The organism is Delftia sp. JD2 (assembly GCF_001682645.1).
Classification (GTDB): Bacteria; Pseudomonadota; Gammaproteobacteria; order Burkholderiales; family Burkholderiaceae_C; genus Comamonas; species Comamonas acidovorans.
Window position 1 is genome coordinate 22,981 of the sequence record NZ_LFJT01000033.1, and the last position, 26,037, is coordinate 49,017.

Consider the following 26,037-nt stretch of genomic DNA (forward strand, 5'->3'; position numbering starts at 1 on the left):
TGTGCGCCTTAATCAGTCATTCATTCATTCATTCACTCACTCGCCCACCTTGACCACGGCAATCGACGCCGAGGCCTGGCCGCGCAGGGGCACGTGCACGCTGCTGGTGTTGTCGCCGGAGGCGCCCCAGGGCAGCGGCACGCTTTCCTGGGTGAGCGACAGCCGGTGGTGGCCCGTGGGCACCACCGGGAATTCGAACTGGCCATCGCGGTCGGTCACCGTGCGGTAGCGGCCGTCAAGCACCACCTCGACGCCGGCCACGCCCACCTCGCCCGCCTGCTGTTCGCCGTCGCGGTTGGCGTCGTAGAACACGCGGCCGGACAGGCTGCCGCCGCCCACGCCTTCACCGGGTGCGCCTGCGGCCGCATAGGCCGTGCCCGCGCTGCCTTCCCAGCGCAGGTAGACATAGGCAGTCTTCTCGTCGCTGCGGTAGAGGTTGGGCAGGGAAGAGGGCGTGGGCAGCAGCGAGGACCGGGCCTGGTTGAAGTGCGCCATGACGCCCATGCGCCAGCCCCGGCCCAGTTCCTTCTCGGCCGACAGCGAGCCCGACAGGCCCCGGCTGGTGTAGAGGCTGCCGCTTTGCGAGGTGTAGCGCAGGTTGCCGGCCAGCTGCAGCCCGCTTTCCAGCCAGTAGCGCCATTGCAGCCCGGCCGTTGGATAGTTGCGCGACATGCCGCCGCTGCGGTCGCGCGCATAGCCCAGCGTGGTGGTGAGCTCGGACCGCAGCGTTGCCTGGCGTGCACCGGCCCAGTCCTGCTCCCACTGCACCTCCTGGCCCGTGGCGGAGGAGTCGCCCAGCACGATGAGCTCGTTGCGCCGGACGGTCAGCATGAAGCGGCTGCGCGGCCAGTCGAAAAAGCGGGTCTGGTAGAACGCGCTGCCATAAAGGCTGCGCGATTGGCCGCCGCCTGCGGTGCCCGCATCGTTGCGCGTCTGGTAGGCGCTGAAGCTGCCGCCCACGGCCGTGTGCCGGTCGAACTGGTATTGGGCATTGCCATTCGCTCCCAGGCGGCGGTAGCCCGACAGTTGAAAGCCTGCATCCTGTGCCGTGGTTTGCGGCGTGCGTTCGTAGTCCAGCCCCATGCCCCAGCTCAGGCGGGTGACATGGCGGTCCACGCGCCAATAGGCGCCGCGCGCCGCGCTGGACAGCGCGTAGTCGCCAAAGTGCAGCTGGGGCTGGGCTGCATGCAGGCCGAATTCATGGCGGTAGGCGCCCGCGCGCGCACTGGCCTCGATGAACAGGCCCTGGGCGCTGCGGCCCTCCGTGCCGGCGGTGCCTGCCGCTGGAGAAAACAGGGGCGCGCTGGTACGGCTGCCCAGCAGCGTGGTGCGGAGCCTGAAGTCGCCATCGCGCAGCACGCCGCGCCCGTAGCCCAGCGAAGCGGCCCAGCTGGTCACGCGCTTGCTGCCCAGTCCCAGGGCGGAGCCGGGGTCGTATTGCGTGTCATCGCCGGGGTAGTGCCTGGGACTGTAGTAGGCGGGAATATCGTCGGCCTGGTCCAGCTGGAAGGCGGCAAACCAGGGGCCGTCCAGCCGCATGGTGGCGCCCAGCCAGCCCAGCGTGCCCTGGTTTTTCTCGAACCCGGGGTAGGGCCCTCCCGTGAGAAGGCCGCGCTGGCCGTAGCCCGCGCGCAGGTCCAGGTCCGGGCGGAAGATGCGCGCCGAGGCGCCGCGCACCGTGGTCGAGCCCAGCGACAGCCGATAGTTGCGCGCCAGGCCATCGGTCAGCTCGCTGTAGAGGTCGCCCACGGCCGTGTCGGCGAAGGTCTGCGTGGTCAGCGGAAAGCCAAGGTTGCGCAGCGTGAAGCGCTCGCTCGTGGCTTGCCGGGCATAGCCCAGGCCGCCAATACTCAAGCCGCCAGTACTCAGGCCATTGCCAAAGTTGTCGCCGCTCAGGTGCCGGCCTTCGGCCTGCAGGGTGAACTCGCCGTAGTTCAGTGTCTCGCGGCGGTATTCGAGGCGCTGGCCGATTTCTGTGGCGCGCTGGCGGCCATGGCCGGTGGTGCGGGATTCGCCCAAGCCCAGGCGGCTTTCCACCACCCAGGCGCGAAAGCCCTCGGGCTGCTCGGCTTCAGGCTCGGCGGCAGCGGACTGTGCGATCTCGTCCGGACCCATGAAACGGTCCTGGTAGGCAGGGGCGGCCCCTTCGGAGAGTGCCTTGAGCCGGGCCTGCTCGGCCTGGTCGCGGTCCAGGGATTCGATGCGTGCCTCAGCCATGGAGGTACCGGCAACGGCCGCCGAAGAAGGTGTTTGCGCCTGTGCGCCGCACAGAAAGACGGGAGCGGCTGCCAGGCTCCACCCAAGGCACGCGAGCGGCAGGCGCGACCAGACTCCAGCGGGGCCGGCAACGGTCCGCGGCAGCGTTCGAATCATCAACCAAGATCCCTGCTTTATTCATCGGATGCCAAGCCATCTGGCCAAAACAACTGATCACAAAACTGCGGAAAATGGCTGAATGCGTGCAGCCATCGATTGGGCCCTGCAAATACCGGCGCTGCACTTCAAAGACCGGCCGTTGTCAATGGGGTGCCGAATGAGAGGTATTCAGGGTGAATATCATCGTTCCCTAAATGGCATGGTTTATTCAGTAGGACGACACGCTGCCGGATGGTAGGGGAAAGGGTGATGCCATTCGCTGTTCATCTGTGGCGCCGCGGTGCCTGGCTGGCAGTGTCCAGAGGGCAGTTGGCGGGCTTTGCTTTTTGGCCATGGATGGGTTTCAGGTTTTCTATTGATAGCAATGAATCATTTGTTTTTCATGCGGCAATAGAGGCTGCTGGGCGTTATCTCCATAATTCAGGCAATGCATCTGTTGGAAAACGAGGGTTCTCATCGGATTCCGGCTGCTGGAGAATCAAGGAATGGCGCAACTGAAGTGCGCCAGGTTCTGATTGGTTTTTGGACTGGTATCAGGCCAGGTTCATTGATGCAGGCTAAAGCACCTGCACCAATGCAAGCTGCCGCAATCATTTGCCCTGTCTTCATGAACTCTCAGGCGCATCACAGGCAAGGCCAACGCGGACCCCGGGCACCCTGGAGGGCGCTCGTGGTCATGGCGTTGGCTGTCGTTGTGACCCTGGTGGCAGGCCTGTACCCCTGGAATGCCCCGCAGCATGGCAAGGCGGCAAGCCGCATGGAAGGCCTTGCAGGCGGCGCGTCCCTCATGGCCAAGAAGCGCCAGTTCCATGTGGTCCAGCGGCTGAAGACCCACCGCCTGGCCGAAGCCGAGCGGCGCCAGTTGCTGGCCCGTGACACCGGCGCGCGGAATGTGCGGGAGGCGTGGCAGGCACGGGAGGTGCGAGAGTTGCGTGCGTTGTCTGAGGTGCGGGAAGTGCGGGAGGTGCGCGCGGTGGCCGGCCCGCTCTCAGTCCACCAGCGCCTGTATGGCCTGCAACTGCGCCGCCAGCCCGGGTCGCGCGGCTGGAAAAGTCTCCTCGAAGGCGGCGGTGCCTACCGTGAAACCCGCGGCACCGCTGGCAAGCACGGCCGCGATGCGTTCGCTGCGATCAATGGAGCCGGCCACGACCACGGGTTTGTCCACCGCATCGCAGACCGCCTTGATCAGGGCCGGCACGTCGCCCCGGAAACGGTAGGCCAGCAGGTCCAGGCCATGAACGCCCTCCAGCCCCGCGATGCGGCGCGCGCTGGCCACGATGTCCTCGGCCGGCCCTGAAAGCACGCTCGGATGCCCGCTGATCCTGCCGGGGAACGGATAGTAGGCAATGCCGCTGCCGCGCAGCACGGGCAGCACCGCCTCGGGGCGCGTGCCGCCCATGAGAACGTCCACACCGAGCTCGACCGCCGCGCGGGCCGAGGCCACCTCGCTGGCCTCGTCCAGGCTGACGACTTCCAGATAGACCCTGGCACCGCCTGCGCGGATGTCCCGGGCCAGCTCGCGCAGCTGGGGCAGGGGCAGGCCTATGTCCTTGAAGCCCACATGGCGCACGCCCTGGGCCAGCACTTCGCGCAGCCGCTCGCGCGCATCGGCAATGGTCTTGTCCTGCTGCGTGAGCATGAAGATGAAGTCCGGGCGCTGCGCCTGCCCGCTGGCGCCGGAGCGGCCCGCCTGCACCATGGCCGCCGCCTGGCGCAGCGCGCAGGCCAGGCTGGCATGGTCCGCACGGCCCGTGCCGGCGATGTCGAAGGCCGTGCCGTGGTCCACCGAGGTGCGCACGAAGGGCAGGCCCACGGTAATGTTCACGCCCTGCTCGACGCCCAGGTACTTCACGGGAATCAGCCCCTGGTCATGGTATTGGGCGACCACCACGTCGAACTCGCCCCGGCGTGCCCGCATGAAGACCGTGTCGCCCGGCCAGGGGCCGTTGGCGTCTATGCCTTCGGCCCGTGCGGCCGCAATGGCGGGGATGATCACCGAGCGGTCCTCGTCCCCGAACAGCCCGTTCTCGCCGGCATGCGGATTGAGTCCCGCCACGGCCACACGGGGCCGTGCGATGCCGAACGCCCGGCAGGCCCGGTGCGCAAGGCGGATGGCACGCAGTTCGTTGTCCGGCGTGACTGCGGCAATGGCCTGCTGCAGCGGCACGTGGATGGAGACCAGCAGCACCCGCAGCTCGTCATTGGCGAGCATCATGGCGAAGTCGCGCGTGCCCGAACCCTCGGCCAGCATCTCGGTATGGCCGGGGTGGGGGCAGCCCGCGGCGCGCAGCGCCTCCTTGTGGATGGGGGCGGTCACCAGGCCTGCGACTTCGCCGGCCAGGGCCAGGTCGATGCCGCGCTGTATGTAGGCATGGCAGGCGGCCCCGGCACGCGCATCGATGCGTCCCCAGGCCAGGTCCTCGGGCAGCCGGTCCCCGGTCTGGAGCACGAAGAGGGTGGCGGGTGGCACGGTGGCGGGAACCTGGGCCGGCGCATCGATGGCGTGGATGCGCGGGTGCACGCCCAGTATGTCGGCTGCCCGCTGCAGCCGCCCCGTGTCGCCAATGACGAAAAAAGGCGCATGGGGCCGGGCAGGGTCCATGGCCAGCTTGACGATGATCTCGGGGCCTATGCCCACGGGATCGCCCATGGTGATGGCCAGGGGTGCGGAGGCGATGGTGGGGGCTTCATTCATGGTCATTGCTGAAAGCTCAATCGATGGAGGTACTTTGCATGAAAATCGCACTGCAGAAAATCGATATGGATTCAGTATTCAGTTGATCAAAAGTCAATTGAAATCTCTCCCCACTCCCTTTCTTCGATGTGTCCGATGTGCCCGATGCCGCCCTCCAGTCCCATGGCCCCACCCACCCATATGCCGCCGCTGTCCGCCCTGCGTGCCTTCGAGGCCACGGTGCGCCACGGCAGCGTTTCCAAGGCCGCGCGCGAGCTGCACCTGACCGATGGCGCCGTGAGCCGCGCCGTGCGCGACATGGAAGAGGCGCTGGGCTTCGCGCTGTTCCAGCGCAGCAACCGCAGCATCATTGCCACCCCTACGGCGCGTGTGCTGGCCGAGGAGGTGGCCCTGGCGCTGGAGCGCCTGCGCGGCGCGCTGGGCCGAGCGCGGCAGGCCGCCGGGCCGGACCGGCCGCTGGTGCTGTCCTGCGAGCCCACCTTTCTGATGCGCTGGCTGATTCCCCGCCTGGGCGGTTTGCAGGAAGCGATCGGCACGCAGCGCGAGCTGCGCCTGGTGTCGGCCGGCGGCTCGGTGCCCTTTGCGCGTGAAGGCATCGATCTGGCCATACGCCGCGCGGATTTCGACATGGGCGCCGATGTGGTTGCCGAGCCCTTTTTGCAGGAGCACGTGGGTCCCGTCTGCAGGCCTGCACTTGCGAAGACGCTGGCACGCTCCGGGCCGCTGGGCGGCGTGCTGCTGCACACGGCATCGCGCCCGGACGCATGGCGGCATTGGAGCGAGCTGACCGGCGTGCCGCTGCAGCCCGGGCGCGAGGCCCGCTTCGAGCATTTCTACCTGAGCCTGCAGGCCGCCGTTGCCGGGGCGGGCATTGCCATCGGGCCGCTGGCGCTGGTGGCCGACGATCTGGCCAGCGGCACCCTGTGCGCGCCGCGCGGCTTTGTGGCCGACGGCTCGCACTACGTGCTCATGTCACCCAGGCCGGTGCATGACGAGGCCCGCTTCGCCCTGGTGCTGGAGTGGCTGCGCACGCAGACATTGCCGCTGGCGCGGGCCGACGCATGACTTGCGCCTGCCCGGCTTCACTGGTCGTGCTCGGACAGCTCCCGCCAATGCGTGCGGGTGAATGCATAGACGGTTTCCAGCGCCGGTGACAGGCTGCGCGCGCCCATGCGCGCCATGCCGTAGCGGCCGCAGCGCCGGGGATCGGCGGGCAGGGGCACTTCGGCCATGGTGCCGCTGGCGCGCTCCTGGCGCGTGATGGACAGCACGCCGAACAGCAAGGTGTCCGTGGCCAGGGTCACGCTGCGCAGCAGTTCCAGGTTGTTGCAGTGCAGGGTGAACAGCTTGTCGGGCTCGGCGCCCTCGCCCCACAGCTCGGCCAGCTGCCGCGCCATGGCCGTGCTCAGCGTGGTGGTGGCCAGGGGGTAGCGGCGGATCTCGTCCATGCCGGGGTTTTGCAGCACGGGGTGGCCCGCGCGGCAGACCAGGCCGGCGGGCAACTCGCCCAGCAGTTCCATGTCCACGTCATCGGCGGCGCGCAGCACATAGGCGTCGCCGACGATGGCGTCTATCGATTCATTGCGCAGCAGCTCCAGCAGGGCGCTGGTGGCACCCATCTCGGTGCGCACCTTGATGCGCGGATGCGCCTGCGCCATGTGGATCAGAAAGGGCTTGAGCAGCAGTGCCGCCGGGGCCGGCGCCACGCCTATGGCCAGTGCGCCCTCCTGGCCGCCGCGCAGCAGCTCCAGGTCGCGCCGCAGCTGGGTTTCCTCCAGCCGCATGCGGCGTGCGCGCTCGGCCACCAGTTCGCCGAAGACCGTCAGCTGGGCGCGCCGCGCGCCCCGGTCGAACAGCTGCGCCCGGAGCTCGTCTTCCAGCGCGCGGATGCTGCGGCTCAGCGCCGGCTGGGTCAGGTGCACGGCGCGCGCCGCGTCTGAAAAAGTGCCGTGCTCGACGATGGCCAGCAAGTGCCGCAGCTTCTGGGTATCCATGCGGAGTCCTCATGGTTTGTTGGTAAATTTCTCATTTGAATTATAGGTAGGCACTTCCTAAGATCGCATCCATGGACATTGAAACGTCCTATAGAGCGGCCACAACCGCCAACTCTTTCATCGGAGCAAAAGGAGACAAACCATGCTCAAGCTGTTCATCGGCATAGGCATCCCGTACATCGCGGTGATCGGCCTGCTTCCCTGGGTCGCGTCCGTCGATCGCCATCTGCTCGGCGTGCCCTTCATCTACCTGTGGATCTTCATGTGGTTCGTGCTGACGTCGCTGTGCATGCTCGTGTGCTGGCTGATGTTCGACCGCCACGAAGCCGACGACGTGCAGTCGGCCTGAAGGGAGCACCGCCATGACCACCGCAGTCTTTCTGGGCTTCATCGCACTGTCCCTGTACCTGGCCATCCGCTCGCGCACGGGCAAGGGCGCGCAAAGCGTGCATGACTTCTTCGTCGCCTCGCGCCAGTTCGGCGCCTACCTGGTGTTCTTCCTCGCCGCCGGCGAGATCTACAGCATCGGCACCATGGTCGGCTTTCCGGGCGGCATCTACGCCAAGGGGCCGACCTATGGCGTCTGGTTCCTGGGCTACATCCTGCTGGCCTATCCGCTGGGCTACTTCCTCGGCCCCATGATCTGGAAGGCCGGCCTGCGCCACAACGCCATCACGCTGCCGGACCTGTTCAAGGGCCACTTCGGCAGCCGCGCGCTGGAGCTGATCGTGGCCGGCTCGGCCATCCTGTTCCTGCTGCCCTGGGGCCAGCTGCAGTTCACGGGGCTGGTGGCGGCGCTCAAGGGGCTGGGCTGGAACTTCCAGCCGCTGCACCTGCTGCTGATCTCGGCGGGCCTGGCCTTCACCTACATCGCCATCTCGGGTGTGCGTGCCTCGGCCTATATCGCCATCCTCAAGGACATCCTCATGGTGGTGGCCATCATCGCCACGGGCGTGGCCGTGGGCTGGCATGCCGGGGTGGGCGATGTGTTCGCCGCCGCCAGCGCCAAGGTCAGCAACCACATGACCGATACACAGCTGCGCTTTTCCATGAGCACCATGCTGTTCCAGGCGCTGGGCTTTTACATGATGCCGTTCGCCGTGCAGAACTTCTTCACGGCCAAGAGTTCGCACACCATCCGCCGCACGCAGATCGCCATGCCGCTGTACATGCTGATGTACCCGTTCCTGGTGCTGGCCTCGTACTACGCCATCAGCCAGAACCTGGAACTGGCATCGCCCAACGAGGCTTTCTTCGCCGCTGCCGTGCGCCTGCTGCCCGACTGGCTGCTGGGCCTGGTCGCCGCAGGCGCCGCGCTGTCGGGCCTGCTGGTGCTGGCGGGCATCTGCCTGGCCATCGGCCCCATCGTGGCGCGCAACCTGCTGCCCGGCCTGCCCGAGGCCAAGCAAAAGCAGGGCGCCAAGGTGGTGATCGTCATCTACCTGCTGCTGTCCATCGTGATGACGCTGCTCACGCCCAACCTGATGCTGACCCTGATCAACACCACCTACTACGGCGTGACGCAGTTCTTCCCGGGAATGATGGCCATCCTGTTTGGCTGGCGCATCCGGCCTCTGGCCATTGCCCTGGGCATCGTCTGCGGGCAGGCGCTGGCCATCGTGCTGTACCTGCAGCAACCGGACTTCGGCGGCATCAACCTGGGCTTCATCAGCCTGGCGCTGAACCTGCTGGTCACGGCCATCGTCCACTGCCTGCCGCGTGCGGCTCACGTCAAGACCGCCTGAGGGAAGCATCCCCATGAACCACGAAACCAGCGAGCGCGTGCGCATCTTCGCGGCGCGCACCATCCTCACCATGAACCCGGCCCAGCCACAGGCCACCCATGTGGCCGTGCGCGGCAGCACGGTGCTGGCGGTGGGCGGGGAGGCCGACATGGCCGCCTGGCCCGATGCCGAACGCATCGACCACCTGCGCGGCAAGGTGCTCATGCCCGGCCTGATCGAGGCCCACAGCCACCTGATGGAAGGCGCCATGTGGGATGCGGTCTACCTGGGCTACTTTGACCGCCGCGATCCCGACGGGCGGCTGTGGCCCGGCCTGCGCACGCTGGACGCCGTGCTGGCCCGCCTGGCCGAGGCCGAGCGTGCCCTGCCCGACGCGCAGGCCACGCTGCTGGCCTGGGGGTTCGATCCCATCCTCTTTGGCAGCAGCCGGCTGTCGGTGCGCGAGCTGGACCGTGTCTCGCGCACGCGGCCCATCGTCATCCTGCACGCCAGCGTGCACCTGATGAATGTGAACTCGGCCATGCTGGCGCTGGCCGGCATCGACGAGGACACCGATATCGACGGCATCCACAAGGACGCCGAGGGCCAGCCCACGGGCGAGCTGCAGGAGTTCGCCGCCATGTATCCGGTGCAGAAGGTGATCGGCAGCGCGCTGTCGCTGGCCGCTGCCGAGCAGCGCGAGGCCATCTGGAAGTTTGGCCGCGTGGCCCAGCTCGCGGGCGTGACCACGGCCACCGACCTGGTCAGCGATCTCTCGCCCCAAGGCCTGGCCGCGCTGCGCGAAGTGACGGGCGACGCGGCCTATCCGCTGCGCATCGTCCCGGCCTTTGCGCCGCAGCGCAACCCGGAAGGTGGCGCCGCGCGCGTGCACACCGCTGCCGCATCGTCGGCCAGCGACAAGCTGCAGTTCGGCCCCGTCAAGTTCATCGTGGATGGCTCCATCCAGGGCTTCACCGCGCGGCTGCGCGCTCCCGGCTACGCGGGCGGGCAGCCCAACGGCCTGTGGCTGATTCCGCCGTCGCAGCTGCCCGCGCTGTTCGAGCCCTTCCACCTGGCCGGGCTGCAACTGCATATCCACACCAACGGAGACGAGGCCACCGAGGTGGTGCTGGATGTGATCGAGGACCTGCTGGCCAGGCACCCGCGCGCCGACCATCGCCACACCCTGCAGCACTGCCAGCTGGCCAGCAGCGCCCAGCTGCAGCGCGCCGCGCGCCTGGGAATGTGCGTCAACTTCTTCTCCAACCACCTCTATTACTGGGGCGATGCGCACGCCGGGCAGACCGTGGGCATCGAGTGGGCGTCGCGCATGAATGCGGCGGGCACGGCACGGCGGCTGGGCATGGACTTTTCCATGCACTCCGATGCGCCCATCACCCCCATCAACCCCTTGTTCACCGCCTGGTGCGCCGTGCAGCGCGAAACCGCTTCAGGCCGCGTGCTGGGCGAGGCCGAGCGCCTGTCGGTGGACGATGCCCTGCACGCCATCACCATGGGCGCGGCCCGTACCCTCAAGCTGGAGCAGCGCGTGGGCAGCATCGAGCCCGGCAAGCTGGCGGACTTCGCCGTGCTGGAGGACGATCCCCGCGCGGTGGCGCCCGCCGCCCTCAAGAACGTGAAGGTCTGGGGCACCGTGCTGGGCGGGCGCATCTTCCCTGCGCCCGGGTCAGCGCCATGAGCACGCCGGCCGCCGCGGCGCAGCGGGCGCCCATTCCCATGGTCGTCGTGGGCGGCTATCTGGGCGCGGGCAAGACCACCTTGCTCAACCGGCTGCTGGAGCGCGCCGATGGCCTGCGCGTGGCCGTGCTGGTCAACGACTTCGGCGAGATCAACATCGACGCCGCCCTGATCCGCACACGCAGCAGCGACGTGCTGCAGCTGGAAAACGGCTGCATCTGCTGCTCCATCGGCGGGCGGCTGGCCGAGGCCCTGGCCGCCGTGGGCGCGCGGCCCCACCGCCCGGACCTGCTGGTCATCGAGGCCAGCGGCGTCTCCGACCCCGTGCGCATCGCCCAGGTCGGCATGCTCGACCCCGCGCTGCAGCTCAACGCCATCCTGGTGGCGGTGGATGCCCAGGACGTCGATGAGCAACTGTGCGACCCGCTGGTCGGCGACATGGTCCGCCGCCAGATCGTCGGCGCGACGGCGCTGGTGCTTACCAAGGCGGACCTGGCCAGCGCGCCGATGATCGGCAAGGCAAGGCGGCGCCTGGCCGAGATTGCCCCGCACACCACGGTGCTGACCGCACAGGGCGGCGAGATTCCCCTGGCCGTCTTCCTGGACGCTGTGCCCCTGCCACGCCAACCGCAGCACCCGCAGCGCCTGCTGGGTGCGCTTGCGGGTGAAGGTGGCGCCTGGAAGAGGGCCGTGGATGGCACGGCAGGTCTCGCCGGGATGGCAGGAATCACCAGTTTCTCGTACACCACGCACCGGCAATTCGACAAGCAGCGCCTCAGGCAGGCACTGCGCACCCTGCCGGTGCCGCTGCTGCGGGCCAAGGGCATCGTGCGGCTGCGGGGGCAGCAGCCTTTGCAGGAAATCCATGTGGTGGGAGGCCGGCTGCGCGTGGCGGATCTGGGCGCGGCGCAGGTGGCCGGGTCCGCCTTTGTCTTCATTGGCTGCTTCACGGCGGCGGGGCAGCAGGCGATTCGTGGCCAGCTGGATGCCGCGTTGGCGCCGGAATGATTGAAGAACGTTTTGGACCAAATTTTCTGAATTTTGGATTTCGGCCCAAAAAAACGTATTAGAATTTACGTCTTCTAGGGGAGTCGCCAAGTTGGTAAAGGCACCGGATTTTGATTCCGGCATGCGAGGGTTCGAGTCCTTCCTCCCCTGCCAGATAGACAAAAGCCCTGACAGTTCTGCTGTCAGGGCTTTTTTGTTTTCAGGCCGTGGCCTGCTGAGGGCTGGAGCGCGCACCTGAACCCGCACCTGCCCTGGCGGCATCCAGCGTGGCGCGTATGCCCTGGGCGTAGGGGGTCTTGGCGATGGGGCCCAGCAGGGCGTGCAGGGCCGAGTCGTCCATGATCAGCGGATCGGTCAGCAGGTAGTGCATCTCGGCCAGTTCGCGCATCAAGGGGCTGAACAGGCCGGCCAGGCGCAGCGCGGTCTTGCCTGCAACGCGCAGTTTCAACGGCCTGCCGCTCAGGCGTTCGATCTCCGAGACGATGTCGCGCTGCGTGGTCGCCCCCGCGCCAGCCAGGTGCCAGACCCTGCCGAATGCCTGCGGCGTGTCGATGAGGCGCGCCACGACGGGGCCCACATCAGGCACATAGACAAACTCGTGCGGCCGGTCCAGCGGGCCGATCATGTCGGCCCGGCCGCCGTGGGCCGCCGCCTCGAAGGCGCCGTGCAGCAGGCTGTTGTGCACTCCGGGGCCGTAGAAGTCGGGCAGGCGCAGCACGGTGGCCTCGATGCGGCCCTGTGCATGGGCTTGCAGCAGCAGGTCCTCCTGGGCTTTGCGCATGCGGCCCTTGAAGGTATGGGGATCGCGCGGATGGTCTTCTACCACGGGCAGGGTGCGGGCCTTTCCGTAGGGATAGACGGTGCCGATCAGCACGATGCGGCGCACGCCCGCGGCAATGGCGCCTTCCAGCGTCTTGCGCATCAGTTCGGGATGCAATTCAAACTGCCAGTAGTTCACGCCCACCAGGTAGATCAGCGTGTCCACGCCGTGGGCGGCAGCCTCGATGGAGCCGGTGACATCCGGGTTCCAGGTGGCGATCTCGGCCAGGGGATCGGCGCCGAAGGTCTGGCGCAGGCTGGCTGCGTTGCGGCCGACCACGCGGTAGGCGCGGCCCTGTTGTCTGAGCGCGGCGGCCAGGCTTTGGCCGATGGCGCCTGCGGCGCCGAAAAGTGCAATGGATGGCATGGTGCGGGTCCTGTGGTGACCACGCCAGTGTCCGCAACACGCTGCAAAAGGAAAATTGCCTAGAATCTTCTGGTGTCCATGCATAAATGAATGGATCAGTGATGTCGGAACCCCATTGGGAGTGGTATCGCAGCTTTTTGCAGGTGCTGGAGTCCGGGTCGCTGTCAGCGGCGGGCCGGGCCATGGGCCTGGCACAGCCAACCGTGGGCCGGCACATCGACGGGCTGGAGTCGGCGCTGGGCCTGCAACTGTTCACCCGTTCGTCCGATGGCTTCGCGCCCACCGAAGCGGCCTATGAATTGCAGCCCTATGCGGCCAGCATGGCCGCGACGGCTGCCGCGCTGCGCCGCGTGGCGGCCAGCCATGGCGCGGGCGTGCGCGGCACGGTGCGCCTGACGGCCAGCGAGGTCGTGGGCGTGGAGCTGCTGCCGCCCGTGCTGGCGCAATTGCGTGCGGCCCATCCTGAACTGCGCATCGAACTGGTGCTGTCCAACGCGGTCGATGACCTGCTGCGCCGCGAGGCCGATGTGGCCGTGCGCATGTTCCGGCCGCAGCAGGAGGCGCTGGTGGCCCGCCATATCGGCGCCATCGAACTGGGGCTGCATGCCCATGAGAGCTATCTGGCCAGGCATGGGGTGCCGGCTTCGCTGCAGGAGCTGGCCGGGCACTCGCTGATCGGCTTCGACCATGAGAACGCCTTCATCCGCAGGTTTCAGCAGCAGTTTCCGATGTTCACGCGCGAGGCCATGGCGCTGAGCTCGGACAGCGACCTGGCACAGCTGGGCGCCATCCGCGCTGGCTTTGGCATCGGCATCTGCCAGTCGGCGCTGGCGGCCAGGGACGCGGGCCTGGTGCGGGTGCTGCCGCAGGCATTCTCATGGAAGCTCGATACCTGGGTGGCCATGCATGAGGACCTGCGCAAGAGCGAGCGCTGCGCCGTGGTCTTCAAGGCGGTCGCGCAGGCGCTGACAGCCTATGCCAGCAGCGGTACCTGAAGACCCGGGCGCCTGTGTTTCATTGGGCGTGCAGCAGGCAGCAGCGCGCGAGATGGCGCAGCATGGATTTCCTGCGCTGGGATGCAACAAACGCCTGGCAGTTGTGGGCGATGTAGCCCGCCATGACCCCGGTCAGGCCGGCGACGGCCCACAGCGGGATGGACACCAGGGAGTCCAGCAGCACGGCGCAGCCGGCCAGCAGCAGCAGGCACGGAAGCAGCCGCAGCAAGGCAGCTTGCAGGGGTTGTTGCCTGCGCAGGAGGGCGAGGACCTGGATGGCAGTGCGTCTGCGGAATCTGCCGGTTTGCTTGCGAAGAACGTTCACGGCTCGTGTCGGGCGTTGATGTGTGTCAAAAAAATGTGTGCAAATGTATCACCTCAATGCGTGAACATCAAATGCGTCGGTTCCATGAAAAATGAAAAGGGCCCGCGCATGGCGGGCCCTGAAGACTGTCGTGTTGCGCCTGGGCTCACCGCATCTCGAACTCGATGGCGATCAGTACAAAGGCCGCCATCCACAGCGTCTCCACCACCAGCAGTGCAAAAGGCCGCCAGCCGGCCTGGGCCAGTTGCTGGAACGAGGTCTTCAGGCCCAGGGCCGCAATGGCCAGCACCAGGCAGTTGCGCGACAGGTCGCTCAACTGGTGCTGCAGCCCCGGCGGCACCCAGCCCAGCGAGTTGATGGCCACCAGCGCGACGAACACCCACAGGAACCAGGGCACCAGGCCCGGCTTCTTGCCGTGGTGCTGCTCGGCCGCAGCCTCGCGCTGGCGCTTGAAGAGGGCCGAGACCATGACCACCACCACGGCCAGCATGGACACGCGGAACAGCTTGACGATGGTGGCGTAGTCCCCCGTGGCCTGGTCGATGGTGTAGCCCGCGCCCACCACCTGGGCCACATCGTGGATGGTGCCGCCGATGAACAGGCCCGCCAGCTCGGGCGGCAGATGCAGGGCGCGCGCCACCAGCGGGTACAGCACCATGGCGGCCGTGGACAGCACCGTGACCGTGACCACCACGGTGAGCGTGAAGCGGTCGCTGTCCTTGTCGCGCGGCAGCACCGAGGAGATGGCCAGCGCCGCCGAGGCGCCGCAGATGGCCACCGCGCCGCCCGACAGCACGCCCTGCGGCCGAGTCAGGCCCAGGCGCCGGCCCAGCAGCGTGCCGCACAGCAGCGTGGTGACCACGGCGGCGATGACGATCAGCGCCGTGGTCCAGCCCAGGCCCGCGATCTGCGTGGCCGTGATGCGCGCGCCCAGCAGGCCCACGCCCAGGCGCAGCACGCCGCGTGCACAGAACTCGATGCCCGGCTTGGCGCGCGCGTCCTGGCTCAGGAAGTGAAAGGCCACGCCGAAGAACAGCGCGAACAGCAGCTGCGGCCCGCCGTGCAGCGTGGAGACGAAGGTGGCTGCCAGCGCGATCACGCCCGACAGGCCTGTGCCGGGCAGGAGCTTCAGCCATTGCAGCATGCGCGGCACGGGCGGCTGTGCTGCCAACGGGGCTTGAACCTGGCTCATGGCTGCTCCTTGCCGCCCGCCGCATCGGCCAGAACCGCAAGCGCGCAGGACGCGATGCGGCTGGCCACCGAGTCCGAACGGCTGGTCAGCACGATGGGCACGCGCATGCCCAGCACCAGGCCCGCGCACTCGGCATCGGCCATGTAGACCAGCTGCTTGTAGATCATGTTGCCGGCCTCCAGGCTGGGCACCAGCAGCACGTCGGGCTGGCCGGCCACATCGGAGACGATGCCCTTGTGATGCGCCGAGCGCAGCGAGATGGCGTTGTCGTAGGCCAGCGGCCCGTCGAGGATGGCGCCGCTGATCTGCCCCCGGTCGGCCATCTTGCACAGCGCGGCTGCGTCGATGGTGCCGGGGATGGCGGGGTTGACCGTCTCCACCGCCGAGAGCACGGCCACGCGCGGCCGGGCAATGCCGATGGCACGGGCCAGGTCGATGGCGTTCTGCGCAATGTCGCGCTTGTCCATCAGCGTGGGGAAGATGTTGACCACGCAGTCGGTCATCAGCAGTGGGCGCTCGAAGCCCGGCAGGTCCATCACGAACACATGGCTGGCGCGGCGGCTGCCGCGCAGGCCGGCCTCGCGCGCCACGGCAGCGCCCAGCAACTCGTCACTGTGCAGGCTGCCCTTCATCAGCGCGCGGGCCTGGCCGCTGCCGCACAGCGCCGCCGCCTGGGCCGCCGCCGCGCGTGGATCGTCGGCTGTGGAATGGATGGACGCGCCCGCCAGGTCCAGCCCGGCCGACTGGGCCGATGCCCGGATGCGTGCCTCGGGGCCCACCAGCAGCGGCGTGATCAGGCCCGCCTGCGCGGCCTGCATGGCGGCCTGCAGCGAGCCCGCATCACAGGGATAGGCCACGGCCACCGGAATGGGGCCTTGCGCCTTGGCCTGGTCGAGCAAGTGCTGGAGATGGGGGCGGTGCGTGGCGGGCGCATCGTCGGCGGCCACGGCAAGTGAAAGTGGGGGGACCATGAAAGCTCCTGCGGGAAAGTACAGGGCCCGGCGCGAGCAACGCAGGGAATCTGGGAATCGGCTTTCGAGGGCCTTGCGCTTCACCCAGGCGCATGAAACCGGCGCGGCCCATCCCAGAGACACCGAGGAAGGGCCGCCCCGCACCGAGGGTGTCGTCCCCCTCCCCCGCGCAGCGGGTAGAGAGGGGGAAGGCGCGCAGCGCCTCAGGGGGTGTCAGACAGCTTCAGACGAAATCTTTGTACTTTTCGAGGAAGCGCACGGGCTTGGCCAGCGCATCGCGGCGGAACGGGTCGCCCAGTTCGCGCGTGCACATCACCTCGATCACGCAGGTCTTGCCGTGGTTCATCTGCAGGTCGATGGCCTTTTGCAGCGCCGGGCCCACGTCCTCGATCTGGTCGACCACGATGCTCTCGGCGCCCATGGCGCTGGCAATGGCCGCGAAGCTCTCGCTTTCCAGCTCGCCGGCCACGAAGCGGCGGTTGTAGAAGTCCACCTGGTTCTTCTTCTCCGCGCCCCACTGGCGGTTGTGGAAGACCACGGCCGTGACGGGAATGTCATGGCGCACGGCGGTCATGATCTCCACCATGCTCATGCCCCAGGCGCCGTCGCCGGCGTAGGCAATGGCCGGACGGTCGGGCGCCGCGCACTTGGCACCGATGATGGTGGGCAGGGCATAGCCGCAGTTGCCGAAGCTCATGGGCGCGAAGAAGCTGCGCGGCTCGTCGAAGCGCAGGTAGCTGTTGGCCACGGAGTTGATGTTGCCGATGTCGGTGGAGACCATCACGCGCGGCGGCATGGCTTTTTCCAGCTCGCGCAGCACCTGGCGCGGGTGCAGGTACTGGCCGCCCGTGGGCGTGCGCTCGCCCTTGGCCTCTTCGATCATGTCCAGGCTGTAGGGGTCGCGCTCATGCGTCCACTCGTCCAGCTCCTTCTCCCAGGCCGCCTTTTCGGTGGCGATGGTGTCGGCGCGCGCGGCCTTGGTGGCGTCGCAGGCCAGGGTCTGGCCCTGCAGGCGGCGGCCCAGCTCGCGTGCCACGGCCTTGGCGTCGCCGTGGATGCCCACCGAGATCTTCTTGACCAGGCCCAGGTTGGTGTGGTCGGCCTCGACCTGGATGATCTTGGCGTTCTTGGGCCAGTAGTCCATGCCGTGCTGGGGCAGGGTGCCGAAGGGGCCCATGCGCGAGCCCAGCGCGATCACCACGTCGGCCTGGGCGATGAGCTTCATCGCGGCCTTGGAGCCCTGGTAGCCCAGCGGGCCGGCCCACAGCGGGTGCTTGGCGGGGAAGGCGTCATTGCGCAGGTAGCCCGTGACCACGGGGGCACCCAGGCGCTCGGCCAGCTGCCTGCATTCCTCGACCGCATCGCCCATGACCACGCCGCCGCCGGCCAGGATCACGGGGAACTTGGCCGTGGCCAGCAGTTCCGTGGCGGCCTGCAGGCTGTTTTCGCCGCCCGAGCCGCGCTCCACGCGCATGGGCTTGGGGATTTCGCATTGCACTTCGCCGTAGAAATAGTCGCGCGGGATGTTCAGCTGGGTGGGACCCATCTCGGAGATGGCGCGGTCAAAGCAGCGGGCCGTGAACTCGGCCATGCGCTTGGGGTTGCAGACATGGCCCTGGTACTTGGTGAACTCCTGGAACATGGGCAACTGGTTGGCTTCCTGGAAGCCTCCCAGGCCCATGCCCATGGTGCCGGTCTCGGGCGTGATCATGACCACGGGGCTGTGGGCCCAGTAGGCGGCGGCGATGGCGGTCACGCAGTTGCTGATGCCGGGGCCGTTCTGGCCGATCACCACGCCGTGGCGGCCCGAGACGCGCGCATAGCCGTCGGCCATGTGAGCGGCGCCCTGCTCGTGCACCACGGGGATCAGGCGGATGCCGGCGGGCGCGAAGATGTCCATGGCATCCATGAAGGCCGAGCCCATGATGCCGAACATCTCCGTGACGCCGTTGGCCACGCAGGTCTCCACAAAGGCTTCGGAAGGGGTCATCTTCTGGACGCCTTCGACCACCGTACGATTGTTGGCTGCAGTCATGTTGTCTCCTTGAAAATGGAACTCAATGTTCCGAAAAAAGAAATTACGGCGCAAGTCTAGGACTGACTTCGCCTGGATGTCAAACAAATTTCTTTTTTCGGAACAAATTGACTCGAAAAATTGAAAAACATATGATGACCAACACCATGAACACCCGTGACCCCATCCCTGCCCGTATCGATGGCGACACGCCCAACCTGCGGCTGTTCGCCCTGCTGGAGGCCATTGCCCAGAAGAACGAGCCCTTCACGCTGCAGACCATGGTCGAGGAGACAGGCCTGCCCAAGCCCACCATGCACCGCATGCTCCAGCAGCTCGAGGGCGCGGGCATCCTGCAGCGCGAGGGCAATGGCCGGCACTACGGCACGGGCCGGCGCCTGATGCGGCTCGCTGAGAGCGTGCTGCTCAACAACACCACGCACGGCGCACGCCATGCGGTGCTGGCCCAGCTGGTGCGAGATATCGGCGAGAGCTGCAACATCACCGCCTTCTCGGGCAGCGAGGTGCTCTACCTGGACCGGGTGGAGACGCCCGCGCCGCTGCGCTTTTATCTGCACCCGGGCTCGCGCGTGCCGGCCCATTGCTCGGCCACGGGCAAGCTGTTCCTGAGCCAGATGGCGCCCGCGCAGCGCAGGCGGCTGCTGTCGGCCGTGCCGCTGGAAGGCTTCACGGCCAACACGCTGACGGCCTTTGACGCGCTGGACGCCGAGCTGGACCAGGTGCGCGCCCAGGGCCATGCCTTCGACAACGAGGAATTCCTGCCCGGCCTGCTGTGCCTGGGCGTGCTCGTGCCCTCCATCCAGGGCGGCCCCTCGAACATGGGGCTGGCCGTGCAGGCGCCCATCATGCGTTTCACGCGCGAGCGGGCGCTGTCCTTTCTTCCCCAACTGCGCGCGGCGGCCGAGGCGATTGCGCGCATCAACGACGAAGTCCCCCCGGGAGCCCCTGACGATGACTGAGCTGACCCTGATGCATCCCACGCGCACACTTGGCGTGCGCGAGACCTTCGGCCTGGACACCGACATGCAGGTGCCGGCCTTTGCCGAGCGCAGCGAGCATGTGCCGGCCGTGGACCCGGCCTACCGCTTCAACCCGCAGGCCACGCTGGCCATCCTTGCCGGCTTTGCGCACAACCGGCGCGTGGTCATCCAGGGGCTGCACGGCACGGGCAAGTCCACCCATATCGAGCAGGTGGCGGCGCGGCTGAACTGGCCCTGCGTGCGCGTCAACCTCGACGGCCACATCAGCCGGCTGGACCTGGTGGGCAAGGACGCCATCGTGCTGCAGGAGGGCCGCCAGGTCACGCAGTTCCAGGAAGGCATCCTGCCCTGGGCACTGCAGCGGCCCGTGGCCCTGGTCTTCGATGAATACGACGCGGGCCGGCCCGACGTGATGTTCGTCATCCAGCGCGTGCTCGAACGCGAGGGCAGCTTCACCCTGCTGGACCAAAAGCGCGTGCTCCAGCCGCATGCGCAGTTCCGCCTCTTCGCCACCATGAACACCCTGGGCCAGGGCAACCTCAGCGGTCTGTACCACGGCACGCAGATGCTCAACCATGCCCAGTTGGACCGCTGGAACCTGGTCACCAGCCTGGACTACCTGGCGCCGGCCGAGGAGGCCGCCATCGTGCTGGCGCGCGTGCCGCAGTTGGCCACGCCGCAGGGGCGCGAACAGGTGGCCGCCATGGTGGCGCTGGCCGCGCTCACGCGCAAGGGCTTTGCGGTGGGCGACCTGTCGCTGCTGATGTCGCCGCGCACCGTCATCACCTGGGCCGAGAACGCGCAGATCTTCCATGACCTGCGGCTGGCCTTCGAGCTGTCCTTCCTCAACAAGTGCGAGCCGGCCGAGCGGGCCATCGTGGCCGAGTATTTCCAGCGCTGCTTCGGCCAGGAACTGGCGCTGCGCGACGAGCCCGCCCATGCCTGCTGAGGCATCCCCCTCGCTGGCGCGCATGGAGGCCTGGGGCGGCGCGCTGCTGCGCGCCATGGCGGGCGATGCCTCGCTGCAATGGAGCGGGCAGACGCTGTACCGGGGCACGGCGCCCGTGGTGCTGGCAGCGGCCCACCAATCCGATGTGCCGGCCCGATTGGCCGACCAGCGCGGCCTGCTCGACGGTGCCAGCCTGCGCCTGCGCCTGAGCGATGCCGCGCTGCACGCGCGCCACCTGCCCGGCGACCCGGTCGAGCGGCTGGTGTTCGAGCTGCTGGAGCAGTTGCGCGTGGAAAGCCTGGCGCCCGAGGAATGGCCGGGCGCACGTGCCAACCTGCATGCGCGCTTTGTGCACTGGAGCCAGGCCTTTGCCGATTCGGGCCTGACCGAAAGCAGCCTGGGCATCCTGCTGTTCACCGTGGCGCTGACCGCCTGGAGCCGCCTGAGCGGCCATGAGCCGCCCGATGCCCTGGCCGACCTGGCCGAGGCTACGCGCGCCGGCCTGTCGGCCCAACTGGGCGCGCAGTGGGCCCTGCTGCGCCGCCGCCGGCAGGACCAGCAGGCCTTCATTGCGCCGGCCCTGGCCATCAGCCGCTGGGTGGGCCAGGCCGTGCGGTCAGCCCAGGAAGAGGCGCCGCGCGGCGCTGGCGGGCCGCGCCGGCGCGGCAGCTTCGCGCTGCCGCTGCACTTTGAATCGCAAAGCCTGGATGCGCCGCCCGTGGCGCTCAGCGGCGACAGCCGCGCCTGGGCCGGCTCGGCCCACAGCTACCGCGTGTTCACGCGCGCCTACGACCGCGAGGCGCAGGCGGCCGAGCTGATCCGCGCAGCGCAACTGGCCGAGTTCCGCGAACAGATGGATGAGGAACTGGCGCGCAGCGGATTGCACGCGGGCCGGCTGGCCCGCCACCTGCAGCAGCGCCTGGCCGTGCCGCGCCACGACGGCTGGCAGTTCGGCCTGGAGGATGGACACCTGGATGCAAGCCGGCTGGCGCAACTGGTCAGCGATCCGCAGCAGCGCGCCATCTTCAGGAACGAGCTGCCGCGCCCCGTCAGCGATGCGGCCGTGGCCCTCCTGCTGGACTGCTCGGGCTCGATGAAGGCGCATGCGCGCCCGCTGTCCCTGCTGGTGGACCTGCTGGGCCGCGCGCTGTCCATGGCCGGCGTGCCGGTGGACGTGCTGGGCTTTTCCACCCAGGCCTGGAACGGCGGCCGCGCCCGCCGCGACTGGCAGCGCGCGGGCCAGCCCCACATCCCGGGCCGGCTCAACGAGCGGCTGCACATCGTCTTCAAGGACGCCGCCAAACCCTGGCGCCACGCCCGCCACGGCATTGCCGCGCTGCGCAGGCCCGACCTGTTTCGCGAGGGCGTGGATGGCGAGGCCGTGGAATGGGCCTGCGAGCGGCTGCTGGCGCGGCCCGCGCAGCGCCGCATCCTGCTCGTCATCTCGGACGGCTGCCCCATGGACACGGCCACGCACCAGGCCAACGACGAGCACTACCTGGACCAGCACCTGCGCCAGGTCATCGCCCGGCACGAGCGCGCGGGCGACGTGCAGATCCGCGCGCTGGGCGTGGGGCTGGACCTGGGCGTGTTCTACCGGCGCAGGCTGGCGGTGGACCTGCGCGAGCAGATCGATGAAGCCCTGCTGCTGGACGTGGCGGAGTTGATCTGCCGGCCGTGATGCCTTCCACGATAGCGACTTCGCTCAGCGCGCGCATACCGTTGGGGTGGGGCTGCAGATCTAGCGGACCTGCGCGACAAAGTCGCTCACCAACTGCGCAAACTCCACGGGCATTTCCACGGCACTCAAATGCGCGGCGGGCAGCGACACCAGCTGCGCGCCCGGAATCTGCGCCTGCATGTCCTCGGACAGGGCAGGCGGCGTGGCCTCATCGCGACTGCCCGCAATGAGCAGTGCGGGGCAGGCGATGCGCCGATTGCTCTCGCGAAAATCGATGCCGCCCACGGCCGCACAGGCGGCCGCATAGGGCTTGGCCGCCAAAGCCTCCAGCCCTGCGCGCAAGGAGGCCACGCGGGCCGCCTGCCCGGTGCGGAACTCGGGTGTGAACCAGCGCTGCATGGCGCCGTCGGCAATCACCGCCACGCCCTGGTCGTGCACGGTGGCAATGCGCGCCTGCCAGCCCGCGCGCGCGGCCTCGTCGTAGTAGCTGGCCGAATTGGCGATGGTGATGCTGCGCACCAGCGCCGGATGGCGCACGGCCAGGGCCTGGGCCGTCATGCCGCCCATGGACAGGCCCACGAAGTGCACCGGCCCCTGGCCCAGCGCCTCGATCACGCCGGCTGCGTCGTCTGCCAGGTCGTTCATGTCGAAGGCCTCGCCGATGGCGGGCGAGCGGCCGTGGCCCCGGTGGTCGTAGCGCACCACGGTGAAGCGGTCTTCCAGCGCCTGGGCAACGCCGTCCCACATCTGGAGGTCACAACCGAGCGCGTGGCTCAGAACGAGGGCCGGGCCTTGGCCCTGCTGCACAACATGGAGTTTCGACATGGCGGTCACTGCTTGGGGAAAAGGCGATTATGGGATGGCCCATGCGGGCAGGCGGCTACGGATACCACGCATATCCGGCATCCCAGCCCCATAATCCCCAGCCATGCACGCCCTGCGCAACTCCGTCTCACTGGCCCGCCTGGTCATGGCGTGGTTCGCGTTGACGCTGGGCCTAGCCATTGCATCGCCCCTGGTGCACCCGCAGGCCATGGAGCTGGTCTGCACGGCTGGCGGCAGCGTCAAGCTGGTCGTGGTCAACGGTGAAGAAGGGCAGGCGGTGTCGGCCCAGCATTCGCTGGACTGCCCGCTGTGCCTGGCGGTGACGCCGCCGCCCGCGCATGTCTCCCCCTCCTGGGCACAACCGCAGCCGCTGGGCCGCGCGCTGCAGCCCATCGTCTCTGCCCGCATTGCCTCCCTGGTCGGCGCACCGCTGCCGCCGCGCGGGCCTCCCTTGCTGCTGCTGATCGCCTGAGCCCTCGGCTGCTGTGCAGCGCTGTCCCGCGCTGTCTGGCCGCTGGCCTGTCTCAGAACATTGCCGCATCGGCCGGGCGCAGCCTTGGCGGTGCGGCTTCGCCAAGATTCCACGCAGGGAAGCCATGTTCCGTTCCGATTGCCATGCGGCGCCGCAGCGCGCCGCCGATTCTTCTTCGACCCTCCCATCCGTTGCTCCCGTTGCCCTGTCTCGCCGCGCCTGCCTTGGCGGCGGCCTGGCCGCACTGGCGCTGCTGGCCGGCTGCAAGCCCGCCACCGTGCCCTTCAAGGGCATCGACCTCACCGGCGCGCAGTACGGCCGGGACTTCCGCCTGCGCGATGCCGATGGGCGCGAGCGCACGCTGGCCGACTTCAAGGGCCAGGCCCTGATGGTCTTTTTCGGCTTCACCCAGTGCCCCGATGTCTGCCCCACGGCGCTGACGCGCGCGCTGGAAATACGCGAGCTTCTGGGAGCCGACGGTGCCCGCCTGGCCGTGGCCTTCATCACCATCGATCCCGAGCGCGATACGGCCCAGGTGCTCAAGGCCTATGTGGGCGCCTTCGACCCCGGCTTTGTCGCGCTGCGCGGCGACGAGGCGCAGACGGCCGAGGTCGCCAGGGAATTCAAGGTCTTCTACAAGAAGGTGCCCACGGGTGCGTCCTACACCATGGACCACTCGGCCATCACCTATGTCTTTGATCCCGAGGGCCGGCTGCGCGTGGCGTTTCGCCATGAGCAGGACGCGCAGGACTGCGCGGCCGATCTGCGGCAGATCCTGGGGGCGGCATGAAGAGCTTTGCACTTTCTCTGGCCGGCGCCGCAGGCCTTTGCGCCGCATCCTCCGCCCTGGCCCAGGCAGAACCTGTTCTTGCGGATGTGGAGGTGCGCGCCCGCGGCGCCGCCACCACGCCCGAGGCCCGCGCCGCGCAGGCCGTGCAGGCTGCGCGCGATGAGCTGTCGCAGCGCGCAGGCGGCACGGCCGTCATCGATGCAGCCAGCTACGCGGCCGGGCGTGCCAGCACCGCCGCCGATGCACTGGCCTACGCGCCGGGCGTGCTCGCACAGACGCGCCACGGCCCGGAGACGCGGCTGTCCATCCGGGGCTCGGGCGTGCAGCGCGGCTATCTGATGCGCGGCATACAGCTCTACCAGGACGGCATACCGCTGAACCAGGCCGATGGCGCGGCGGACTTCCAGTCCATCGACCCCATGGCGGCTCAGCATGTCGAGGTCTGGCGTGGCGCCAATGCGCTGGAGTACGGCGCCAGCAGCCTGGGCGGCGCGATCAACTTTGTCTCGCCGACCGGGTTGACGGCGCCTGCCGCATCGCTGCGGCTGCAGGCCGGATCGTTCGGCCAGCGGCAGGCACAGGCCCAGCTGGCGGGCCGTGGCGAGCGGGTGGATGGCCTTCTGAACATCGGCCGCAGCGAGCAGGACGGCTGGCGCGAACAGTCGGCCTGGCGCACGCAGCGCCTGTCCGGCAATGTGGGCCTGCAGCTCACCGATACGCTGGAGCTGCGCGCCTTCCTGTCCCATGTGGATGCCGACATGCAGATGCCCGGAAGCCTCACGCGCGCGGCCATGCTGGCCAATCCGCGCCAGGCCGCGCCCGGCTATGTGGCGCAGGACGCCGGCAACAACTACCGCCAGACGCGCGGCGCCCTGCGCATGGACTGGCAGCCGCGCGAAGGCCTGCGCTGGACCACCTCGCTGTTCGCCGCGCAGCGCGACCGCTTCCACCCCATGACCATGGGCATCGTCCAGCAGGACATGCGCGACACGGGCCTGGACTCGCGCCTGGTGGCCGAGCTGGGGCAGGGCGGCGGCCTCACGCGCAGGCTGGTGCTGGGCTTTTCCAGCGCGCAGCTCGATGGCGATGAATGGCGCTACACCAATGCGGGCGGCGCGGCCGGCACGTCCACGGGGCGCACGCGCGTGAAGGCGCAGCAGGACGTGGTCTATGGCGAATACAGCCATGGCCTGAGCACCCGCTGGACGCTGCAGGCCGGCCTGCAGTTCGTGCGCGCCCAGCGCCGCCAGGACAATCTGCTGGTGCCCGCCTCCAGCTACGACGTGGATTTCAGCCACACCTCGCCCAAGCTGGGCCTGCTGTTCGCGGCCACGCCCACGTCGCAGTGGTACGCCAACATCAGCGGCAGCTTCGAGGCTCCGCCCATTGGCGAGCTGGTCTACCAGCCTTCGCTGCCGCTGGGGCGCGCGCAAAGCGCAACCACGGTGGAGGCCGGCTGGCGCGGCCACGGCGAGGCCCTGGCCTGGGACGCCGCCATCTACCACTCGCGCGTGCGCCGCGAACTGCTGGCGCTGACCGACGCCAGCGGCGCGGCCCTGGGCACCACCAATGCCGACCGCACCATCCACCAGGGGCTGGAGCTGTCCATGCAGGCACGGCTTGCGCCGCGCTGGTCGCTGCGCACCCAGTACCTCTACAGCGACCTGCGCTTTGACAACGACGCCGTCTACGGCCGCCGCCGCCTGGCCGGCATTCCACCGCACCTGTTGCGGGCCGAGCTGCAGTGGAAGGCCACGCAGCAGGTCACGGTCGCGCCTGGCCTGGAGTGGCTGCCCTCGCGCACTTGGGTGGACCATGCCAACACCGTGGCCTCCGATGGCTATGCGCTGCTCAACCTGCGCTTGAGCGGGACGCTGGGCGATGGCTGGAGTTGGTTCGTCGAAGGCCGCAACCTGACCGACCGGCGCTATGCCGCGACCACGGCCGTACAGGCCAATGTGCGCGGCGTGGACGGTGCCTACTACTTTCCCGGAGATGGCCGGGCCGTGTACGCGGGCCTGAGCTGGCGCATGCCCTGAGGAGGCCGGGCGCAGCGCCGAAAGGCGCCGCTGCCATGGCGTGCGACCTGGCATGGAGTGCTCTTGCCTTGTGCTAAAAATGGGCCGGTCCATCCACCCCGA

At 68.5% G+C, this 26,037-nt stretch carries 22 protein-coding genes and 1 tRNA gene; 14 read left to right on the forward strand and 9 right to left on the reverse strand.

The window, feature by feature from the left end; genetic code table 11:
* Positions 1-36 precede the first annotated feature (36 nt).
* Entirely contained in the window at positions 37-2,217 is a 2,181-nt protein-coding gene (locus ACM14_RS18200) for an SdrD B-like domain-containing protein (protein WP_254662082.1), read from the reverse strand.
* Between the two features lie 408 nt (positions 2,218-2,625).
* Between ACM14_RS18200 and ACM14_RS31660 the strand changes: the two genes are divergently transcribed.
* Positions 2,626-2,874 carry a hypothetical protein gene (locus ACM14_RS31660; protein ID WP_139093453.1) on the forward strand — a complete coding sequence of 83 codons (249 nt, stop codon included), beginning with the start codon at positions 2,626-2,628 and terminating at the stop codon, positions 2,872-2,874.
* 490 nt (positions 2,875-3,364) lie between these two features.
* Here ACM14_RS31660 and pdxA read toward each other — a convergent pair whose 3' ends face one another.
* On the reverse strand, positions 3,365-5,071 hold the full coding sequence (gene pdxA / locus ACM14_RS18205; RefSeq protein ID WP_254662083.1) for a 4-hydroxythreonine-4-phosphate dehydrogenase PdxA: 1,707 nt from the start codon (positions 5,069-5,071) through the stop codon (positions 3,365-3,367).
* A gap of 162 nt (positions 5,072-5,233) precedes the next feature.
* Here pdxA and ACM14_RS18210 point away from each other — a divergent pair, with 162 nt between their 5' ends.
* Positions 5,234-6,136 carry a LysR family transcriptional regulator gene (locus ACM14_RS18210; RefSeq protein WP_063327993.1) on the forward strand — a complete coding sequence of 301 codons (903 nt, stop codon included), beginning with the start codon at positions 5,234-5,236 and terminating at the stop codon, positions 6,134-6,136.
* Between the two features lie 17 nt (positions 6,137-6,153).
* Here the strand turns inward: ACM14_RS18210 and ACM14_RS18215 are convergent, their stop codons facing one another.
* Positions 6,154-7,065, reverse strand: a complete 912-nt coding sequence (locus ACM14_RS18215) for a LysR family transcriptional regulator (protein WP_065346915.1) — start codon at positions 7,063-7,065, stop codon at positions 6,154-6,156.
* A gap of 142 nt (positions 7,066-7,207) precedes the next feature.
* Here ACM14_RS18215 and ACM14_RS18220 point away from each other — a divergent pair, with 142 nt between their 5' ends.
* The 5 genes from ACM14_RS18220 to ACM14_RS18240 all read left to right on the forward strand — a co-directional run bounded on the left by ACM14_RS18220 (position 7,208) and on the right by ACM14_RS18240 (position 11,648).
* The gene (locus ACM14_RS18220) at positions 7,208-7,414 is read left to right on the forward strand and encodes a DUF3311 domain-containing protein (RefSeq protein ID WP_012203908.1); all 207 of its coding nucleotides are present in this window, start codon (positions 7,208-7,210) and stop codon (positions 7,412-7,414) included.
* A 13-nt stretch (positions 7,415-7,427) separates the two neighbouring features.
* On the forward strand, positions 7,428-8,810 hold the full coding sequence (locus tag ACM14_RS18225; protein WP_013803838.1) for a sodium:solute symporter: 1,383 nt from the start codon (positions 7,428-7,430) through the stop codon (positions 8,808-8,810).
* Between the two features lie 13 nt (positions 8,811-8,823).
* Positions 8,824-10,488 carry an amidohydrolase gene (locus ACM14_RS18230; protein WP_065346916.1) on the forward strand — a complete coding sequence of 555 codons (1,665 nt, stop codon included), beginning with the start codon at positions 8,824-8,826 and terminating at the stop codon, positions 10,486-10,488.
* Positions 10,485-11,495, forward strand: a complete 1,011-nt coding sequence (locus ACM14_RS18235; RefSeq protein ID WP_065346917.1) for a GTP-binding protein — start codon at positions 10,485-10,487, stop codon at positions 11,493-11,495. The genes ACM14_RS18230 and ACM14_RS18235 overlap by 4 nt, the downstream gene beginning before the upstream one ends.
* Positions 11,496-11,571: 76 nt before the next feature.
* Positions 11,572-11,648, forward strand: a tRNA-Gln gene (locus tag ACM14_RS18240).
* 46 nt (positions 11,649-11,694) lie between these two features.
* Here the strand turns inward: ACM14_RS18240 and ACM14_RS18245 are convergent.
* Positions 11,695-12,681, reverse strand: coding sequence for an NAD-dependent epimerase/dehydratase family protein (locus ACM14_RS18245; protein ID WP_065346918.1), 987 nt, complete (start codon positions 12,679-12,681; stop codon positions 11,695-11,697).
* 101 nt (positions 12,682-12,782) lie between these two features.
* On the opposite strand from ACM14_RS18245, the gene ACM14_RS18250 reads away from it, so the two are divergent.
* The gene (locus tag ACM14_RS18250; protein WP_065346919.1) at positions 12,783-13,676 is read left to right on the forward strand and encodes a LysR family transcriptional regulator; all 894 of its coding nucleotides are present in this window, start codon (positions 12,783-12,785) and stop codon (positions 13,674-13,676) included.
* Positions 13,677-13,695: 19 nt separating this feature from the next.
* Here ACM14_RS18250 and ACM14_RS18255 read toward each other — a convergent pair whose 3' ends face one another.
* From ACM14_RS18255 to xsc, 4 genes are all read right to left on the reverse strand, one after another.
* Entirely contained in the window at positions 13,696-13,905 is a 210-nt protein-coding gene (locus tag ACM14_RS18255; protein ID WP_254662084.1) for a hypothetical protein, read from the reverse strand.
* A 241-nt stretch (positions 13,906-14,146) separates the two neighbouring features.
* Positions 14,147-15,193 (reverse strand): YeiH family protein, encoded by a 1,047-nt coding sequence (locus ACM14_RS18260; protein WP_013803832.1) that lies wholly within the window; start codon positions 15,191-15,193, stop codon positions 14,147-14,149.
* A complete protein-coding gene (locus tag ACM14_RS18265; protein ID WP_065346921.1) occupies positions 15,190-16,164 on the reverse strand; it encodes a bifunctional enoyl-CoA hydratase/phosphate acetyltransferase in 975 nt (324 codons plus the stop codon). The genes ACM14_RS18260 and ACM14_RS18265 overlap by 4 nt, the downstream gene beginning before the upstream one ends.
* Before the next feature lie 223 nt (positions 16,165-16,387).
* The gene (gene xsc, locus ACM14_RS18270) at positions 16,388-18,199 is read right to left on the reverse strand and encodes a sulfoacetaldehyde acetyltransferase (RefSeq protein ID WP_065346922.1); all 1,812 of its coding nucleotides are present in this window, start codon (positions 18,197-18,199) and stop codon (positions 16,388-16,390) included.
* Between the two features lie 131 nt (positions 18,200-18,330).
* Here xsc and ACM14_RS18275 point away from each other — a divergent pair, with 131 nt between their 5' ends.
* From ACM14_RS18275 to ACM14_RS18285, 3 genes are read left to right on the forward strand one after another with little or no spacing between them, the layout of a single operon-like run.
* Positions 18,331-19,158, forward strand: coding sequence for an IclR family transcriptional regulator (locus ACM14_RS18275; RefSeq protein ID WP_012203918.1), 828 nt, complete (start codon positions 18,331-18,333; stop codon positions 19,156-19,158).
* The gene (locus ACM14_RS18280; protein WP_013803829.1) at positions 19,151-20,128 is read left to right on the forward strand and encodes an AAA family ATPase; all 978 of its coding nucleotides are present in this window, start codon (positions 19,151-19,153) and stop codon (positions 20,126-20,128) included. The genes ACM14_RS18275 and ACM14_RS18280 overlap by 8 nt, the downstream gene beginning before the upstream one ends.
* Positions 20,118-21,809 (forward strand): cobalt chelatase, encoded by a 1,692-nt coding sequence (locus ACM14_RS18285; protein ID WP_065346923.1) that lies wholly within the window; start codon positions 20,118-20,120, stop codon positions 21,807-21,809. Before ACM14_RS18280 ends, ACM14_RS18285 begins: the two co-directional genes overlap by 11 nt.
* Positions 21,810-21,869: 60 nt before the next feature.
* On the opposite strand, the gene ACM14_RS18290 is transcribed toward ACM14_RS18285, so the two are convergent.
* Positions 21,870-22,634, reverse strand: coding sequence for an alpha/beta fold hydrolase (locus ACM14_RS18290; RefSeq protein ID WP_063327009.1), 765 nt, complete (start codon positions 22,632-22,634; stop codon positions 21,870-21,872).
* Positions 22,635-22,737: 103 nt separating this feature from the next.
* Between ACM14_RS18290 and ACM14_RS18295 the strand changes: the two genes are divergently transcribed.
* The 3 genes from ACM14_RS18295 (at position 22,738) to ACM14_RS18305 (ending at position 25,935) form a co-directional block, all read left to right on the forward strand.
* On the forward strand, positions 22,738-23,106 hold the full coding sequence (locus ACM14_RS18295; RefSeq protein WP_012203922.1) for a DUF2946 family protein: 369 nt from the start codon (positions 22,738-22,740) through the stop codon (positions 23,104-23,106).
* 124 nt (positions 23,107-23,230) lie between these two features.
* Positions 23,231-23,896 carry an SCO family protein gene (locus ACM14_RS18300; protein ID WP_065346924.1) on the forward strand — a complete coding sequence of 222 codons (666 nt, stop codon included), beginning with the start codon at positions 23,231-23,233 and terminating at the stop codon, positions 23,894-23,896.
* Positions 23,893-25,935: a TonB-dependent receptor gene (locus ACM14_RS18305; protein WP_065346925.1), complete on the forward strand. Its 2,043-nt coding sequence runs from the start codon at positions 23,893-23,895 to the stop codon at positions 25,933-25,935. Before ACM14_RS18300 ends, ACM14_RS18305 begins: the two co-directional genes overlap by 4 nt.
* The last annotated feature ends 102 nt before the right edge of the window (positions 25,936-26,037 follow it).